Source organism: Streptococcus suis (assembly GCF_002964045.1).
Classification (GTDB): Bacteria; Bacillota; Bacilli; order Lactobacillales; family Streptococcaceae; genus Streptococcus; species Streptococcus suis_U.
In genome coordinates, this window is the sequence record NZ_POPB01000008.1 from 1 (window position 1) to 264 (window position 264).

At 40.9% G+C, this 264-nt stretch carries 1 protein-coding gene; it reads right to left on the reverse strand.

Features of this window, described 5'->3' with window-relative positions:
* Positions 1-197, reverse strand: a 197-nt coding sequence (locus C1E99_RS00020) for a threonine/serine exporter family protein (RefSeq protein ID WP_161951102.1), incomplete at its 3' end; no start/stop codon positions are given.
* Positions 198-264: the final 67 nt, after the last annotated feature.

Below are 264 nucleotides of genomic sequence, written 5' to 3' on the forward strand. Positions count from 1 at the left end.
GAAATATTCGTATGGTCGATGGAGAAAAAGATAGCAGCAGGGATGGCAAGGACATTGGCCTGTTCAATTCCTTGTGAATGTGCAATCCGAATCATGGTATCTTCAACTCGGTGAATTTCTGCACCGCTTTGTGCCAAAATGGCACCAGCGAGCATGAGCACATCTATGACCAAGTTTAGTCTAGGAGTGTTTTCCATAAGTAAGTCCCATCCCTCTGCTAGTTATTTTCTTAATTATAACAAAATATAGGTGTAGACAACATAT